Source organism: Bradyrhizobium guangxiense (assembly GCF_004114915.1).
GTDB lineage: Bacteria > Pseudomonadota > Alphaproteobacteria > Rhizobiales > Xanthobacteraceae > Bradyrhizobium > Bradyrhizobium guangxiense.
Genome location: NZ_CP022219.1, coordinates 1,365,738 through 1,381,194, shown reverse-complemented (window position 1 = coordinate 1,381,194; position 15,457 = coordinate 1,365,738). Strand labels below are relative to the sequence as shown.

At 65.8% G+C, this 15,457-nt stretch carries 14 protein-coding genes; 5 read left to right on the top strand and 9 right to left on the bottom strand.

The window, feature by feature from the left end:
* Positions 1-158: 158 nt before the first annotated feature.
* The 6 genes from glyS to X268_RS06470 form a co-directional block, all read right to left on the bottom strand.
* Entirely contained in the window at positions 159-2,270 is a 2,112-nt protein-coding gene (gene glyS / locus X268_RS06495; RefSeq protein ID WP_128924161.1) for a glycine--tRNA ligase subunit beta, read from the bottom strand.
* A complete protein-coding gene (locus X268_RS06490) occupies positions 2,270-3,208 on the bottom strand; it encodes a glycine--tRNA ligase subunit alpha (RefSeq protein WP_128924160.1) in 939 nt (312 codons plus the stop codon). Before X268_RS06490 ends, glyS begins: the two co-directional genes overlap by 1 nt.
* Positions 3,209-3,418: 210 nt before the next feature.
* A complete protein-coding gene (locus X268_RS06485; RefSeq protein WP_061878481.1) occupies positions 3,419-3,610 on the bottom strand; it encodes a hypothetical protein in 192 nt (63 codons plus the stop codon).
* Between the two features lie 105 nt (positions 3,611-3,715).
* Positions 3,716-4,624 (bottom strand): S49 family peptidase, encoded by a 909-nt coding sequence (locus X268_RS06480; protein WP_128924159.1) that lies wholly within the window; start codon positions 4,622-4,624, stop codon positions 3,716-3,718.
* A gap of 215 nt (positions 4,625-4,839) precedes the next feature.
* Positions 4,840-5,604, bottom strand: a complete 765-nt coding sequence (locus tag X268_RS06475; RefSeq protein ID WP_128924158.1) for a tRNA1(Val) (adenine(37)-N6)-methyltransferase — start codon at positions 5,602-5,604, stop codon at positions 4,840-4,842.
* Positions 5,597-5,824 carry a putative signal transducing protein gene (locus X268_RS06470; RefSeq protein ID WP_128924157.1) on the bottom strand — a complete coding sequence of 76 codons (228 nt, stop codon included), beginning with the start codon at positions 5,822-5,824 and terminating at the stop codon, positions 5,597-5,599. The genes X268_RS06475 and X268_RS06470 overlap by 8 nt, the downstream gene beginning before the upstream one ends.
* 133 nt (positions 5,825-5,957) lie before the next feature.
* Between X268_RS06470 and X268_RS06465 the strand changes: the two genes are divergently transcribed.
* The 5 genes from X268_RS06465 to X268_RS06440 all read left to right on the top strand — a co-directional run bounded on the left by X268_RS06465 (position 5,958) and on the right by X268_RS06440 (position 10,580).
* Positions 5,958-6,965 carry a polyprenyl synthetase family protein gene (locus tag X268_RS06465; protein WP_128924156.1) on the top strand — a complete coding sequence of 336 codons (1,008 nt, stop codon included), beginning with the start codon at positions 5,958-5,960 and terminating at the stop codon, positions 6,963-6,965.
* 287 nt (positions 6,966-7,252) lie between these two features.
* On the top strand, positions 7,253-7,768 hold the full coding sequence (locus X268_RS06455; RefSeq protein ID WP_128924155.1) for a winged helix-turn-helix transcriptional regulator: 516 nt from the start codon (positions 7,253-7,255) through the stop codon (positions 7,766-7,768).
* Between the two features lies 1 nt (position 7,769).
* Positions 7,770-9,032: a beta-ketoacyl-ACP synthase II gene (gene fabF, locus X268_RS06450; RefSeq protein ID WP_128924154.1), complete on the top strand. Its 1,263-nt coding sequence runs from the start codon at positions 7,770-7,772 to the stop codon at positions 9,030-9,032.
* Between the two features lie 44 nt (positions 9,033-9,076).
* On the top strand, positions 9,077-9,709 hold the full coding sequence (locus X268_RS06445; RefSeq protein WP_128924153.1) for a LysE family translocator: 633 nt from the start codon (positions 9,077-9,079) through the stop codon (positions 9,707-9,709).
* Entirely contained in the window at positions 9,702-10,580 is an 879-nt protein-coding gene (locus tag X268_RS06440; protein WP_128924152.1) for an alpha/beta fold hydrolase, read from the top strand. Before X268_RS06445 ends, X268_RS06440 begins: the two co-directional genes overlap by 8 nt.
* Positions 10,581-10,692: 112 nt before the next feature.
* Here the strand turns inward: X268_RS06440 and X268_RS06435 are convergent, their stop codons facing one another.
* The 3 genes from X268_RS06435 to X268_RS06425 form a co-directional block, all read right to left on the bottom strand.
* Positions 10,693-11,577 carry a 4-(cytidine 5'-diphospho)-2-C-methyl-D-erythritol kinase gene (locus tag X268_RS06435; protein WP_164937573.1) on the bottom strand — a complete coding sequence of 295 codons (885 nt, stop codon included), beginning with the start codon at positions 11,575-11,577 and terminating at the stop codon, positions 10,693-10,695.
* Positions 11,578-11,649: 72 nt separating this feature from the next.
* Positions 11,650-13,446, bottom strand: a complete 1,797-nt coding sequence (locus X268_RS06430) for a tetratricopeptide repeat protein (RefSeq protein WP_128924151.1) — start codon at positions 13,444-13,446, stop codon at positions 11,650-11,652.
* Between the two features lie 308 nt (positions 13,447-13,754).
* Positions 13,755-15,416, bottom strand: coding sequence for an electron transfer flavoprotein-ubiquinone oxidoreductase (locus X268_RS06425; protein WP_128924150.1), 1,662 nt, complete (start codon positions 15,414-15,416; stop codon positions 13,755-13,757).
* Between the last annotated feature and the right edge of the window lie 41 nt (positions 15,417-15,457).

Sequence of the window (15,457 nt, the reverse complement as noted above, 5' to 3'; positions counted from 1 at the left end):
CGGCGCGCTCCATCAGACTGGCGCGAGCAGTATTATCGGACATCAGGCCCCGTCCGGTCTTCCCCCCGCCGGGCGGGGCATCTTTTGCTCTGTCATTCCGGGGCGCGCCACTTGGCGCGAGCCCGGAATGAAAGCGGCATTTGCCGCGCGGCCGCGCCTCAATCCTGGATCTTCGAAAAATCCGCCACCGCACGCGTGGCGCTGCGGATCTCGTTGAGGAGCTTCAGGCGGTTCTCGCGCACCTTCGCATCGTCGTCGTTGACGCGGACCTTGTCGAAGAACGCATCGACCGGCGGACGCAGCTTTGCCATCGCACTCATCGCGGCGGCAAAGTCTTCCTTCGCAACGGCGGCGCTGGCTTCCGCCTTGACCTCACCGATCGCCTTCGCCAGCGCCTTCTCCTCAGCGAGGCTGTAGAGCGCGGCATCCGGCGCACCGTCGAACGTGCGCTTGTCCTTCTTCTCCTCGATCGAGAGGATGTTGCTGGCACGCTTGGTGCCGGCAAGCAGGTTCTTGCCGTCGTCGCTGTCGAGGAATTTGCCGAGCGCCTCGACGCGGCGGACGATCATCAGGAGATCGTCCTGGCCGCCGAGCGCAAACACGGCATCAACGAGATCGTGGCGCGCGCCCTGCTCGCGGAGCTGGACCTTGAGGCGATCGGCGAAGAAGGCAAGGAGGTCGCTCGGAAGCTTCGAGGCATCGGCTGGCTTCACCGACAAGCCGGCGAGCGCCGATCCCGCCACCTTCATGAGCGACAGACGCAACGCGTTCTCGGCAATCAACCGGATCACGCCGAGCGCCGCGCGACGCAAAGCATAGGGGTCCTTGCTGCCGGTCGGCTTCTCGTCGATCGCCCAGAAACCGACCAGCGTGTCGATCTTGTCGGCGAGCGCCACGGCAACGCTGACCGGATCGGTCGGCACGCCATCGGCAGGCCCCTGGGGCTTGTAGTGCTCCTCGCAGGCCGCGGCGACGGAGGAATCCTCGCCCTGCGCCAGCGCGTAGTACTTGCCCATCAGGCCCTGCACCTCGGGGAATTCGCCGACGACTTCGGTCAGCAAGTCCGCCTTGGCGAGATGCGCCGCGCGCGTGGCCTTGGCGACATCGGCGCCGACCAGCGGCGCGATCTCGGCGGCGAGGCGCTCTATGCGCTTGATGCGCGCAGCCTGGGTGCCGAGCTTCTCGTGGAACACAATCTGCTCGAACTTCGGCAGCCGCTCCTCGAGCTTGGTCTTGAGGTCCGTCTCGTAGAAGAACTTCGCGTCCGACAGCCGCGCGCGGATCACGCGCTCGTTGCCGGCGACGATGGTCGCACCACCGTCGGTCGCCTCGATATTGGCGACCAGGATGAACTTGCTCGCGAGCTTGCCCGTCTTGTCAGTGCTCTTGGGATCACTCACCACGAAGCACTTCTGGTTGTTGCGGATGGTGGCGCGGATCACTTCGCCCGGCGTCGCCAAGAACTCCGGCTCGAACGAGCCCATCAGCACGACCGGCCATTCGACGAGGCCGGCGACCTCGTCGAGCAGGTTCTGGTCCTCGACCAGCTCGAAGCCTTGCGCGAAGGCGAGCTGCTTGGCGTCGGTGAGGATCGCGTCCTTGCGGCGCTCGGGATCGAGCACGACCTTGGCGTCGAGCAGCTTTGCCTCGTAGTCCTCGAACCGGCGCACGGAGATCGGTGCCGGCGCGAGAAAGCGGTGGCCGTAGGTGGTCTGGCCGGTCGCGATGCCGTCGACCTCGAACTTCACGACATCGGGCTCTTCGGTCTCGAGCCCGAAGGTCGCGGTGATCGCGTGCAACGGCCGCACCCAGTTCAGTGAGCTCGGCTTGCCCGAGCGCGCGCCCCAGCGCATCGATTTCGGCCAGGGGAAGGTGCGGATGATGACGGGCAGGATTTCCGCGAGCACGTCGATCGCGTCGCGGCCCGGCTTCTCGATTAAGCCGATGTAGAAATCACCCTTGGGATCGCGCTGGATTTTTGCTTCATCCAGCGACTTCAATCCCGTCGCCTTCAGGAAGCCCTGCACGGCCGCGTCGGGCGCGCCGACCTTCGGGCCGCGGCGCTCGGTCTTGAGGTCGGGTTGGCGTGCGGGAATGCCGTGCACGGTGAGCGCAAGGCGTCGCGGCGTCGCGAAGGCCTTCGCGCCCTCGTAGACCAGGCCCTCGGCGACCAGCTTGTCGGTGACCAGGCGGCGCAGATCGTCGGCCGCCTTGGCTTGCATGCGCGCCGGGATTTCTTCCGAGAACAGTTCAAGCAAAAGATCGGGCATCAGGCCGCTCCGCCCGCTTCAGTGTGGATCCAGGCCTCGCCGCAGGCTTTTGCCAGTTCGCGGACGCGCAGGATGTAGCTCTGCCGTTCCGTCACCGAGATCACGCCGCGCGCGTCCAGGAGGTTGAAGACGTGACTGGCCTTGATGCACTGATCGTAGGCCGGCAGCGCCATAAAGTGCTGCTTCCTGTTGCCGCCTTCGTGCCAGCCTGCGTCGAGGTACTTTCTGCAGGCCGCTTCCGCCATCTTGAACTGCTCGAACAGCATCGCGGTGTCGGCATGTTCGAAATTGTGGCGCGAGTATTCCTGCTCGGCCTGCAGAAAGACGTCGCCATAGGTGACCTTCTGATCACCCTCACGGCCGTTGAAGTTGAGGTCATAGACGCGATCGACGCCCTGCACGTACATCGCGAGGCGCTCCAGCCCGTAGGTGAGCTCGCCCGCGACCGGGGCGCATTCGAAGCCCGCGACCTGCTGGAAATAGGTGAACTGGCTCACCTCCATACCGTCGCACCAGCATTCCCATCCCAAACCCCAGGCACCCAGTGTCGGGCTCTCCCAGTCGTCCTCGACGAAGCGGATGTCGTGCACGGCGGAATCGATGCCGATCGCGGCGAGCGACTTCAAGTACAGCTCCTGAAGGTTCGGCGGCGACGGCTTCATGATCACCTGGAACTGGTAGTAGTGCTGCATCCGGTTCGGGTTCTCGCCGTAACGGCCATCCTTGGGCCGGCGCGAGGGCTGCACATAGGCGGCGTTCCAGGGCTTGGGCCCAAGCGCGCGCAGCGTGGTCGCCGGATGGAAGGTGCCCGCGCCCATCTCCATGTCGTAGGGCTGCAGGATCACGCAGCCCTGCTCGGCCCAGAACCTCTGGAGCGCGAGGATGAAGCCCTGGAACGAGCGTTCCGGGCGCATATGGGCGGGCAATGAGGCGTCCATCGTCAGATCAGGCTCTCGCGGGGGGTTTGAATCGCGCGGGACCGTATCGACGGCGGGGGTGGGAATCAAGGCAAAGGGGGCGGATTGGCCGTCATTCCGGGGCGTCCGCAGGGCGAGCCCGGAATCCATTGCGCCGCTCGCTCCGTGGTTCGATGGATTCCGGGTTCTCGCTTCGCGAGCCCCGAAATGGCGAATGAGCGTGTGGAGCGGCTAACCCGGCCGGTAAGCCCCGGTCACGGGGTCACGCTTCAGCGTCTGGATATCCCCCATGCGAGCGGCTTCGGTGACGCGCGACAGGCGCATCTCCTCCAGCTCCTGGTTGATCCTGACAGCGGTCTTGTAGGCCCAGCGGACCACGGCAAGCCCGCCCAGGACGCCCGCGAATGCAACGAACGGCGGCATCGGTCGATCCTTGTTCAATGCTCAGCCCCCACGGGCATTCTTGCGCAGTCGGAGCCGCGCCGCAATTGGCCCGCCAAGGGACCAAATGGCGCGGGAGGGTGCCGCCTAGAACCCGAATTTCGCCCAAATCGCCCGCGTCTCGACCGCCGAGATCAGCTCGTCCGGCAGGCCGGCCATTGATTCCAGGGCCGAAAGCTGCCCCGCGCCAGGCGATTTCCGCCCCAGAAGGCCGGAGAGAAGTCCGGTCGGCTGCGCGATCACGGGGGTGAGAACCTTGTCGCCATAACGAGCACGAAGAGTTGAGCGGAGATCGCCGATGCTGTCGGCGAGTCCCAGCGCGATCGCGCTGTCCCCCGCCCAGTATTCGCCCGTGAACAGGGTGTCGTCCGCGCCCTTCAGCCGTGCCGCGCGGCTCTCCTTCACCAGCGAAATGAAGATCTGGTGGATCTCGCGCTGAATCGCCTTCAGCTTGGCGACGTCATCCGGATTCTCCGGCAAGAACGGGTCGAGCATCGCCTTGTGCGCGCCGGCCGTGTAGAGGCGCCGCTCGATGCCGAGCCGCCTGATCGCTTCCTGAAAACCAAAGCTGCCGCCGACCACACCGATCGAGCCGAGGATGGAGGAGGGATCACAGATGATCTCGTCGCCGGCACAGGCGATCATGTAGCCGCCGGAGGCCGCGACGTCCTCGACGAACACAAGCACTGGCAGCTTCTTCTCCGCCGCGAGCTGCTTGATGCGGAGGTAGATCTGGCGCGACTGCACCGGCGAGCCGCCGGGCGAATTGATCACCAGCGCCACGGCCTTGGCGTGCCGATAGGAAAACGCGCGCTCGAGCACCCGCGCGACGCCGGCAAGCGTCAGGCCCGGACGCAGCGGCGTCACCGCGCCGATCACACCGGACAGCCGCACCACAGGCACGACCGCCGCGCCGGGCCGAAAGCGCGCCGGAAGGTATTGCATGAGCTTGTCGGCCAGGCCGGAACCCTCACGATCGTTCAATTGTTCGGCCATCGCCTTACCTCTGATTAACCACTTCTTATCACGCGAGTGTCATTGAAAGTGCCTGGAACGTGTTTTGCAGAACCCGCGTTGGGAAGCTGCAATAGGCAGCGGAGGAAACGCCATGAAGATCTATCTGCTGTTGCTGCTGATCGGTGCACTTTTTACGGCAATTCGCTTCACGTCTTCCTCCGAACAGCAGACGGAATCGCTTCCGCAGTAAGCCGTCACGGCTCCGCCAGCGGCAACGTCGCCCTCCCCTCCAGAATATCCCTCACCTCTCTTTTAGGCACGAGTGACTCTTCGTTAAGCACGAGGCCCGGCAGCAACCGTGTCGGGGCCCTGCCGCCTTTGACCGCGCGAACCAGCACGCGGATCGCAGGCCTTCCCGCTTCGCCATGAACCGGCAGGACGACAAGGCTGCCGAAGCCGCATGACAGCGCTGCCATAACGTCGGCGATTCCGTCTGCGCGCCAGATCAGAGTCAGCGCACCGTTCGATCGAAGGATCCGTCGCGCTGCATGCACCCACGCATGCAGCGTCTCCTCGGTCGCGACATGCGCGGTATGGCGGGACGGATCCGGCGAGCCACGATGCCGGGCGGGATCATTGAAGGGCGGGTTCGTCAGCACCACGTCGACGCTATCAGGACCGAGCCCGTGTGCCGCGAACGCCTGTGCATCGGCCGTGACGTCGAGCACGATCGTCTCGGCAGCAATCGTATTGGCGGCGGCATTGGCGCGCGCAAGCCCGGCCAGTTCCGGATCGATCTCGACCAGATCGAGCCTGATTCCCGGAACGCGCCGGGCGAGCGCCAGCCCGGCCGTGCCGATGCCGGCGCCGAAATCGACCACGCGGTCCCCTGCCCGCGCCTGCGTCGCCGCCGCAAGCAGGATGGCATCATGCCCGGCGCGATGGCCGGATCGCTTCTGTTTCAGGCGCAACTGGCCGCCGAGGAAGGCGTCCTCGGTAATGCCTGCGGCCTCACTCATCGCCGCGCAGTTCGTGGCTGAGGCCGGCCTCGGTGAGGAGCTGGCGCGCCTCCTGGGCGTCGTCCTCATGGACGAGGATCCGCCGCGGCAGGATACCCAGCGAGCCTTCGATGATGCTCATGTTCTGGTCCAGCACCAGATGATGGATATTGGCGCCGTCGAGCAGCGCGCCGATCGCCGACACCAGCACCATATCGTTGGTCCGAACCAGTTCACGCAAAACGCAGGCCTCCTGCCTGAAAAGGGGGTAGACGGCAAATGTCAATGGTTCCGCAGCACTTGCCGCATTCACCGCCAGTTTCTATTGTCTTTCCGTCAGAATAGCCCTTCCGGGGCAAATATTGGAGACCGGCGTGGCCGTCATCGTACCTTTCGAAACTCCCGGCGCGTCGATCGAAGAGCTGGTTGCCCTTGTCGCTTCTGACATGGAGCGCGTCAACGCCACAATCCTGTCGCGGACCGGTTCAGACGTGACCATGATCCCGGAAGTTGCCAACCATTTGATCTCCTCCGGGGGCAAGCGGCTGCGGCCGATGCTGACGCTCGCCATGGCCAACCTCGCCGGCTACGCCGGCGACGGCCATATCAAGCTCGCCGCCAGCGTCGAGTTCATGCACACCGCCACCCTGCTCCATGACGACGTGGTCGACGAGAGCGAGATGCGCCGCGGCAAGCTGTCGGCCCGCATGCTCTGGGGCAACGAGGCGAGCGTCCTGGTCGGTGACTTCCTGCTCGGCCAGGCCTTCCGCATGATGGTCGAGGTCGGCTCGCTCCGCGCGCTCGACATCCTCTCTGCGGCCGCCGCCACCATCGCCGAGGGCGAGGTGATGCAGCTCGCCGCCGCCAAGAACACCGCGACCACCGAGGATGAATATCTCGCCGTGATCCGCGGCAAGACCGCCGAGCTGTTCGCAGCCGCCTGCGAGGTCGGGCCTGTCATCGCCAACCGTCCCAAGGCGGAGCAGACCGCCTGCCGCTCGGTCGGCATGAATCTCGGCATCGCCTTCCAACTCGTCGACGACGTGCTCGACTATGGCGGCAAGAGCGCCAAGCTCGGCAAGAACACCGGCGACGACTTCCGCGAGGGCAAGATCACCCTCCCGGTCGTGCTCGCGTTCCGCCGCGGCAACGACACCGAGCGCGCCTTCTGGATCCGGGCACTGGAGCGCGGCGAGATCGGCGACAGCGATCTGGATCACGCCATCGGCCTGATGAACAAGCATCGCGCGCTGGAAGATACGCTGAGCCGCGCCCAGCACTACGGTGCCATGGCCGTCGATGCGCTGGCGCTGTTCCCGTCCTCGCCGATGAAGAGTGCGCTGGAGCAGGTGGTGGCGTTCTGCCTGGCAAGGTCGCACTGAGGGGCGATCGCCCGAAATCTCCGACACTTCCGCACCACTGTTAACCCGTCATCCTGAGGCGCGAGTGGCGCGATGCCAAGCATCGCGGCCGCGAGCCTCGAAGGATGCACGGCCGAGCTGGTGCATCCGGGCCGTCGCCCTTCGAGGGCCGCTGAAGAAGCGGCCACCTCAGGGTGACGGGGTTGGATTGGTACGCTGCATCAACGCAGGTCCCGCAAACCGTCCCTCACACGCCGACGCCCGCCCAGTAACTTGCTTTTTGCAAGTAACTACCCTAACCTTCCCGCATGCAGCCAAAATCTCCCTCCATCCTCGAATGCCCCGTCGGCCGTGCCGTGGAGACGGTCGGCGAATGGTGGAGCATCCTGATCCTGCGGGATGCGTTTCAGGGTGCGACGAAGTTCGACGAATTTGCGCAAAACCTTGGGATTGCGCCGAACATCCTGTCGCGGCGGCTCGCCCATCTCACCGCATCCGGCATGTTCGTCCGCCGCCGCTATCACGAGCGGCCGCCGCGGTACGAATATGTGCTGACGGACAAGGCGCGGGATTTCTTCCCCGTGATCGTGGCCCTGCTCGCCTGGGGCAACAAGCATCTCGCGCCGAAGGGCGCATCCATTCTGCTGGCGAGCCGCGACGACGTCCGCCCGCTCGAGCCCGTCGTGGTCGACGCCACCAGCATGCAGCCGATCACGCTCGCCAATACGGTCGCAATTGCCGGGCCGCGCGCCGGCCGCGGAATGCGTCGGCGCATCGCTTCGCTCAAAGCCATGAACCCGGCCGTAGCGCCGGCCGGAGACTGACATGCGTCGTATCGTCGTGACAGGCATGGGCGCGGTCTCGCCGCTGGCTTGCGGTGTCGAACTGTCCTGGCGCCGGCTCCTCGCCGGCCAGAGCGGGCTGCGTCCGCTGCCGGAATGGGCGCAGGCGCTGCCGGCGCGCATCGCCGGCCGCGTGCCCGACAAGGCCGACGACGCCGAGGGCGGCTTCGACCCGGCGCAGGCTGCCGCGCCAAAAGACCAGCGCAAGATGGACCGCTTCATCCTGTTCGCGCTGCTCGCCACGGCAGAAGCAGTCGCGCAGGCCAGATGGACGCCGCAGGATGCGAGCGCGCTGGAACGCACCGCGACGATCATCGCCTCCGGCGTCGGCGGATTCCCGGCAATGGCGGAGGCGGTGCGCATCACCGAGCAGCGCGGCGTGCGCCGGCTGTCGCCGTTCACGATCCCCTCCTTCCTGGCCAATCTCGCCGCCGGCCACGTCTCGATCAAATACGGCTACAAGGGAGCGTTGGGCACGCCGGTCACGGCCTGCGCGGCGGGCGTGCAGGCCATCGGCGATGCCGCGCGCATGATCCGCGCGGGCGAAGCCGATGTCGCGATCTGCGGCGGCGCGGAGGCCTGCATCGATATCGTCAGCCTCGGCGGCTTCGCCGCGGCCCGCGCGCTGTCGAGCGGCTTCAACGAGGAGCCCGCGCGCGCCTCGCGCCCGTTCGATCGCAATCGCGACGGTTTCGTCATGGGCGAAGGCGCCGGGATACTGGTGATCGAAGAGCTCGAGCACGCGCTGGCGCGGGGCGCCACGCCGATCGCAGAGCTGATCGGATACGGCACGACGGCGGATGCCTATCACATGCCCTCCGGTCCGCCCGACGGCGACGGCGCCCGCCGCGCCATGGAGATTGCGCTTCGGCAAGCGAGCCTTGCGCCGGCGGATCTGCAGCACCTGAACGCACATGCGACCTCGACGCCGGCCGGCGACGAGAGCGAGCTTGGCGCGATCGCCTCGCTGTTCGGCCGCAACCGCAGCATTGCGGTCAGCGCGACCAAATCGGCCACCGGCCACCTGCTCGGCGCCGCCGGCGGCCTCGAGGCGATCTTCACCATCCTGGCGCTACGCGACCAGATCGCGCCGCCGACGCTCAATTTCGAAAACCCCGATGCGGGCGCTGATGGCATCGACATCGTCGCCGGCGCCGCGCGGCCGATGCCGATGCAGCATGCGATCTCGAACGGCTTCGGCTTCGGCGGCGTCAATGCCAGCGTGATCTTCAGCCGCATGGATTGAACGAAGGGCCTTGCAATCGCGATCCGCTGCGCTACGAAAACAGGATGATCGAAACGAATTTCTGGCTATTCCTGGCCGCCGCCTGCCTCATTGCCGCCATTCCCGGCCCCGGCATTTTCTACGTCGCGGCACGCACCTTGTCAGAGGGGCGCGGCAGCGGCTTCGCCTCGACCGCGGGCACGGCGTTGGGCGGGATGGTCCATGTCATGGCCGGCAGTCTCGGTATCTCCGCGATCATCCTGGCGAGCGCCGAACTGTTCACCGCGGTCAAGTTTGTCGGCGCACTCTATCTGGTCTGGCTCGGCATCAAGACCTTTCGCAGCGCCGAACGCACGCTCTCGCTCGAGGGCGACGCCGTCGGCGACAAGCGCGCCTTTCGCGACGGCGTGCTGGTCGAGGCGCTGAACCCGAAGACCGCGGCGTTCTTCCTCGCCTTCATCCCGCAATTCCTCGATCCCGCGGGATCGAGCCCGACGCTGCAATTCATCATGTTGGGCGCGATCTCGGTGACGCTGAACACGCTCGCCGATGTCGTCGTGGTGCTGATGGCCTCCGCGACCCGCACGCACCTGATCGGACGCCCGCGGCTGATGCGGCGCCTCGCCCAGGGCTCCGGCGTCTTCATCGCGGGCCTCGGCCTCTCGCTCGCCTTGGCGCGGCGGCCGGCCAATGGCTAGCGTCCCGCAAGACCGCTTTTATGAATCGCACGACCTGCGGCTGCATTATGCCGACTGGGGCAATGCTGGCGCGCCGGTCGTCGTGCTGGTCCATGGCGGCCGCGACCACTGCCGGAGCTGGGACGTCATCGCGCGGTCGCTGCAACCGCATTTCCACGTCATCGCGCCGGATCTGCGCGGTCATGGCGATTCCGACTGGACCCGCGGCGGCAGCTACGCACTGACCGAATATGTTTACGATCTCGCCCAACTCGTCCGCAGCGTCGCCGCACCTCAGATCACGCTGATTGGCCATTCGATGGGCGGCATGGTGAGCCTGATCTTCTCGGGATCGTTCCCGGAGCTGGTCTCGAAGCTGGTCGTGCTCGACGGCGTCACCATGTTGCCGGACACGCCGAAGCCGCCGGCGCATGAGCGCATCAACAAATGGGTCGGCCAGCTCGACAAGCTGCATGACCGGACGCCGCGCCGCTATGCAACCCTCGAAGACGCCGCGGCGCAGATGGTGCTTCACAACAAGCGCCTCACCCGCGGGCTCGCGCTGCATCTTGCCACGCACGGCGCGCGACAAAACGAGGACGGCAGCTATAGCTGGAAGTTCGATCCCTATCAGCGCGCTTCCGCCCCGCACCGGCTCTGGCCGGACGATCACATCGCGCTGTGGGGCCGTATCGCCTGCCCCACCTTGCTGCTCAATGCCGGCGAAAGTTTTCTGGCGGGCGCGAGGGGAGCGGGGCTCGATCGCTATTTCCGGGAGGCGCGCGTCAAGACCATTGCCGGCGCCGGCCACTGGCTGCAGCACGACAAGCCGGCAGAGGTGTTGGGCGAGATCCGGACGTTTTTGGGTTTGGCCGAGGATGGCAGCGGCTAGCTCGGACGCGTAGCCCGGATGGAGCGCAGCGTAATCCGGGGCCGCATACGCCGAAGCAGCCCGGATTGCGCTACGCTCCATCCGGGCTAAGGCGACGTCCTCGGGGAAATACCTAGCTCAACGTTCCCGCGTGCACCCACCAGCCGGGATGATCGCGCCGGATCTTTTCCGCGGCGGCATGCGCTTCGTTTGCCGCGCCGTAGATCGCAAAGCACGTCGCGCCCGAGCCGGACATGCGGGCGAGCTTGACGCCGGCGGAATCGCGCAAGGCCTCCAGCACCTCGCCGATCACAGGCTCGATGCGCAGCGCAGGCGCTTCCAGATCGTTTGCGACCGTTTCGAGAACGTCGACCCAATCGGCAATCGATCCGCCCGCTTCCGGCCAGGCCGGAGCCTGGAGCACCGCGGTGGCACCGACCAGCAGCTCGCCGTTGCGCAGGCCCAATTCCAGAAACACGTCCTTGGTGGCGACCGGCACGCGCGGATTGACCATCACGCAGGGCATGGTCGGAAGCGCGAGCGGCAGCAGCTGCTCGCCGACGCCGGTCATGTCGCAGGCCCGCGAGACGAGGCACACCGGCACGTCGGCGCCGGTCGCGAGCGCGACCTTCTGCAGCCTCGGATCATCAAGCGAAAGATTGTTGAGGCGCGCCAGGAGCCGCAGCGCCGCCGCGGCGTCGGCCGAGCCGCCGCCAATGCCGGCCGCCACCGGCAGCACCTTGTCGAGCGCGAATGCGCCCAGCTTCAGCCCCGGCACCGCCTCGGCGAGCAGCCTGGCGGCCTTGAACACGAGATTGTCAGACGTATCGCCGCAGGCCGCGGCCAGCGGCCCGGTGGTGGTGAGCTTCAGCTCGCCGCCCGGCTCCAGCGTCAGCCGGTCGGCGCAGTCGGCAAAGGCGACCACGCTTTCGAGATCATGATAGCCGTCGGCACGACGACCCACGACGCGAAGGCTGAGATTGACCTTCGCCCGTCCTTCTTCAATCAACGCCGGCATCGGCGACACGCCCCCAGAACACACTTGTTTGTCGCGCATGATCTTGTCGGAACATTTTCCGGATCATGCGGATCAGCCGCCCTTGCCGTCGTCCTTCTTCTTTTCCGCCTGCGCGGCCGAAGAGTTCGAATTGTCGTCGGCGAGGCCATTGGCGATCTTGGCCTCGATCTTCGGAAGCTCCTCCGGCTCGGGCTTGAGGTCGCGGGCGTGCGACCACTGGAATTTGGCTTCCAGCGTGCGGCCGACGCGCCAATAGGCGTCGCCAAGGTGATCGTTGATGGTGGGATCCTCGGGCTTGAGGTCGATCGCGCGCTCGAGATTCTTCACCGCTTCCTCGTAATTGCCGATGCGGTAATAGGCCCAGCCGAGCGAATCGACGATGTAGCCGTCGTCGGGACGCTGCTCGACGGCGCGCTTGATCATCTTCATGCCTTCGTCGAGGTTCACGCCCTGGTCGATCCAGGAATAGCCGAGATAGTTGAGGACATGCGGCTGGTCGGGCTGCAGCTCGAGCGCCTTCTTCATGTCGGCCTCGGCCTTCGCCCACTGCTTGGAGCGCTCCTCGCAGATGCCGCGATAATAGTACCAGACGCTGTTGGCCTTGTCGTTGCCGGCCGGCAGCGCGTCGATGCCTAGCGAATAGGTCGCGCCGCAATCGCCGAACTTCTTGCGGCCGCGCTCGATGTTGCCGAGCGCCATGATGGCCTCGAGGTCCTTGGCATCCTCCGCGGTGACCCCCTTGAGGATCTTGATCGCCTCGTCGGTGCGATCGGCGGAATCCAGATCGATCGCGAGCTGGATCTGCGCGTTGCGCTTGAGCGGCGAGGTCGCGGGCACGCGCTCATAGACCTTGATCGCCATCTGGGGCCGTTTCACCGACTCATAGAGATCGGCGAGCGAGAGCAGGGCCAGGGGATGGCTGGGCTGGAGGTAGAGCGCGAGTTGGAGATAGACCAACGCAAGATCCTCGCCGCCGCGGCGGGTCAGCGTGGCGCCGATGCCGTAGAGCGCCTCGGCGGCACCGGCCTGAGCGGAATCGACCAGCGGCGGCATCTTCTTGCCGGCCTTGGTGTCGCGCAGGCCTTCCTGAATCAGCGGATGGCGCGCCAGCTTCTTGTCGAACGCCTGGTAGACGGTGGTCGCGGCGGCGGAATCCTTATTGCGCGAGAGCCAGCGCCCATAGGCCTCGGTCACGCGCAGCATGGAATCGTCGAGCTTGTAGGCGCGCTCGAAGCGGGTGCCGGCGTCCTTCTCCTTGCCGGCGAGTTCGAGGATCATGCCGGCGTGGAGATCCTTGAACAGCGGATACCATTCCGGGCCTGCCAGCTTGTCGATGGTGGCGACACCGCCCTTGGCATCGCCGGCGCCATAGGCGGCCCAGCCCGACAGCAGTGTGGCGACGAGGTCGGTGATCGGACCGCGGATCGATTGGTTGATGTTGGTCTGCGCGGCCGCGTACTTCTTTACCTTGAGATCATGCACGCCGACGACGAGGCGCGCGACACGATTGGTCTTGTCGATGGTGAGGATGCGCTCGGCGAGCTTGACCGCCTCGTCGATGTCGCCGTCGGCAACCGACGAGATGAAGGCGCGGTCGAGCAGCTCGTTGTTCTTCGGGTCGCTGCGCAGCGCCGAGCGGTAGAATGCAGCTGCCGAGGCGGCGTCGCGCTCGACGCTGGCGTGGCGGGCGGCGAGATAGCTGCCGGCGGTGGTGAGTGACTTCAGATCGTTTCGGGTCGGAAACTGCGCCGCCGTATCGGAGGGATGATCTGGCGTCTGCGCCAGGACCCTGCCGGGGACGGTCGCGATCGCTGTGCTCAAGAGGGCGATGGCGGCAACAGTCCAGCGGTTGAAACGGTATGAAAGCATCAGGGCTCGCCTTGAGTTGGTAGTGCCTGGGTTTGCAGCAGAGGGCCGTATCGCATGCGAACGCGGCCGGAGGCATCCGGACCCGGAACCATTGGGCCGACAATGCCGCTTTTGGCGCTTCGCCGCAAGGATTCGGACCGGCCGCCCCCTCCGCACGCCCCAAATCGGCCAAGCCCGGTCAGGAGCAGCCCCAAGACGCCGCCACTATGGCCTTATCGTGGCCGCGACCGGTGGCCGCGGCCCCCCTCCTCACGCGAACGTGCACCGGATCACCTTCGCGATCAGGTCCTGTTGCCCGGCCTGCTCTCTTACATCGCCTCGTAGTTCGGGCCGCCACCGCCCTCCGGGGGAACCCAGGTGATGTTACCGTTGGGATCCTTCACGTCGCAGGTTTTGCAATGGACGCAGTTCTGGGCGTTGATCTGGAAGCGCGGGCCAGATCCCTCCTCGATCCACTCGTAGACGCCGGCGGGGCAATAGCGATTCGAAGGACCGGCGAAGACGTCGTGCTCTGAGGTCTTCTGCAGGTTCATGTCCGTGACCTTCAGATGGACCGGCTGGTCCTCCTCGTGGTTGGTATTGGACAGGAACACGGAGGACAGCTTGTCGAACGAGATCTTGCCGTCCGGCTTCGGGTAGTTCTTCGGGGCGTGATTCTTCGCCGCGTCGAGCGTGGCGCGATCGGGCTTGGCATGGGACTGGGTGCCGAACAGCGAGGCGCCGAACAGCGTGTTGCACCACATGTCGAAAATGCCGAGGCCGGCGCCGATGAAGGTGCCGAATTTCGACAAGAGCGGCTTGGCGTTGCGGACGGGATAGAGGTCCTTGCCAACCACGGAATCGCGCCATGCATTCTCGTACTCGACGAGTTCATCATTGGCGCGGCCCGCAGCGAGTGCGGCATTCACGTGCTCGGCGGCGAGCATCCCGGTGCCCATCGCATTGTGCACGCCCTTGATGCGCGGCACATTGACGAAGCCGGCCGCGCAGCCGATCAGCGCGCCGCCGGGGAAGCTGAGTTTCGGCACCGACTGATAGCCGCCCTCGGTGATGGCGCGGGCGCCATAGGCCAGCCGCTTGCCGCCCTCCAGCGTGGTTCGCACCGCGGGATGGTTCTTGACACGCTGGAATTCGTCGAAGGGCGACAGATAGGGATCGTTGTAGTTGAGGTGGACGACGAAGCCGATCGACACGAGGTTCTCGTCGTAATGGTAGAAGAACAGACCACCGCCGGTATCATTCTTTAGCGGCCAACCGACCGCATGCTGGACCAGACCCTTCTGGTGCTTGGCAGGATCGATCTGCCAGACTTCCTTGAGGCCGATGCCGAATTTCGGCGGCTCGCTCTTGGCGTCGAGCGCGTATTTCGCGATGAGCTGCTTGGACAGGCTGCCGCGCGCGCCTTCCGCGAACAGCGTGTACTTGCCGAGCAATTCCATGCCGCGGGTGAAGGAGTCCTTCGGCTTGCCGTCACGTCCGATCCCCATGTCGCCGGTGGCGATACCCCTGACGTTGCCCGCCTCGTCATAGAGCACCTCGGCTGCGGCAAAGCCCGGATAGATCTCGACGCCGAGCGCCTCGGCCTTGCGCGCCAGCCAGCGGCAGACATTGCCGAGGGAGCCGATGTAGCAATGGTGATTGTTCATCAGCGGCGGCATGATGAAGTTCGGCAGCTTGATCGCGCCGGTCTCGGTGAACCAGAAGAAGCGGTCGTCCTTCACCTGGGTCTTGAGCGAGCAATCGGGATCCTCGCGCCAGTCCGGGATCAGCTTGTCGAGGCCGGCCGGATCGATCACCGCTCCGGAGAGAATATGCGCGCCGACCTCGGAACCCTTCTCCACCACGACGACGTTGAGATCGGCGTTGAGCTGCTTCAGCCGGATCGCGGCCGACAGGCCCGAGGGGCCGGCGCCGACGATGACGACGTCGAATTCCATGGATTCGCGCGGGGGAAGTTCTTCGGTGCTCATCTGATCTCAGCCCTTGAGACGGTCCTCGGTCGTTTGCGCAC

Coding starts and splice junctions, on each gene's coding strand:
- glyS (WP_128924161.1), bottom strand. CDS start 2,270: ATGCCCGATCTTTTGCTTGAACTGTTCTCGGAAGAAATCCCGGCGCGC.
- X268_RS06425 (WP_128924150.1), bottom strand. CDS start 15,416: ATGAGCACCGAAGAACTTCCCCCGCGCGAATCCATGGAATTCGACGTC.
- X268_RS06490 (WP_128924160.1), bottom strand. CDS start 3,208: ATGGACGCCTCATTGCCCGCCCATATGCGCCCGGAACGCTCGTTCCAG.
- X268_RS06440 (WP_128924152.1), top strand. CDS start 9,702: ATGGCTAGCGTCCCGCAAGACCGCTTTTATGAATCGCACGACCTGCGG.
- X268_RS06455 (WP_128924155.1), top strand. CDS start 7,253: ATGCAGCCAAAATCTCCCTCCATCCTCGAATGCCCCGTCGGCCGTGCC.
- fabF (WP_128924154.1), top strand. CDS start 7,770: ATGCGTCGTATCGTCGTGACAGGCATGGGCGCGGTCTCGCCGCTGGCT.
- X268_RS06480 (WP_128924159.1), bottom strand. CDS start 4,624: ATGGCCGAACAATTGAACGATCGTGAGGGTTCCGGCCTGGCCGACAAG.
- X268_RS06475 (WP_128924158.1), bottom strand. CDS start 5,604: ATGAGTGAGGCCGCAGGCATTACCGAGGACGCCTTCCTCGGCGGCCAG.
- X268_RS06430 (WP_128924151.1), bottom strand. CDS start 13,446: ATGCTTTCATACCGTTTCAACCGCTGGACTGTTGCCGCCATCGCCCTC.
- X268_RS06435 (WP_164937573.1), bottom strand. CDS start 11,577: ATGCCGGCGTTGATTGAAGAAGGACGGGCGAAGGTCAATCTCAGCCTT.
- X268_RS06485 (WP_061878481.1), bottom strand. CDS start 3,610: ATGCCGCCGTTCGTTGCATTCGCGGGCGTCCTGGGCGGGCTTGCCGTG.
- X268_RS06445 (WP_128924153.1), top strand. CDS start 9,077: ATGATCGAAACGAATTTCTGGCTATTCCTGGCCGCCGCCTGCCTCATT.